Genomic DNA, 504 nt, shown 5'->3' on the forward strand with positions numbered 1-504 from the left:
TTATCGACCGTTGCTCTCGCTGGTGACGGCGGATTTTTTCAGGCACCTATCTACCCGGTTATAAATGGCTGGCTCTGTTGAAATCCTCAATAGGTGACACATTCTGACCCGCTTGCGGTCAATACAGGTGAACCACTGAAGGTTTCTGGGGTTTACTCAGTGGAGGAGTCGTTATATTCCTATTTTTCCTCAGATACGACACCTGATTGGCTCGGGCCAAATCGCCGTAAAGCAAACGCAACAGTGGAGGATACAATCCCTATTGGGACGCCATATAACATTGCTCCCCCCACGCCGGTTAAAAGTCCATAGTCAGGTTGAGGGTTATTGAGCGAGATGACACTATACAGGGCAGAGCCGCTTATGACGATCACGGCGACGGCGATACTCACGAGTATTCCGGCGTTGCGATACGTGTGTATCCCTGCCAGAATAATCGCTGATACCGTGGCTCCAAGAAATGAGTTTCCCATACCGGAACTTCCGACAAGATAGAGTTGACCG

The 504-nt window shown here is 50.0% G+C and carries 1 protein-coding gene; it reads right to left on the reverse strand.

Going from position 1 to position 504, the window contains the following annotated elements:
* Nucleotides 1–179: 179 nt before the first annotated feature.
* Nucleotides 180–504, reverse strand: a 325-nt coding sequence (locus EXE42_RS19790; RefSeq protein WP_206750755.1) for a hypothetical protein, incomplete at its 5' end; no start/stop codon positions are given.

The sequence above is a fragment of the Halorubrum sp. SP3 genome, assembly GCF_005435195.1.
GTDB lineage: Archaea > Halobacteriota > Halobacteria > Halobacteriales > Haloferacaceae > Halorubrum > Halorubrum sodomense.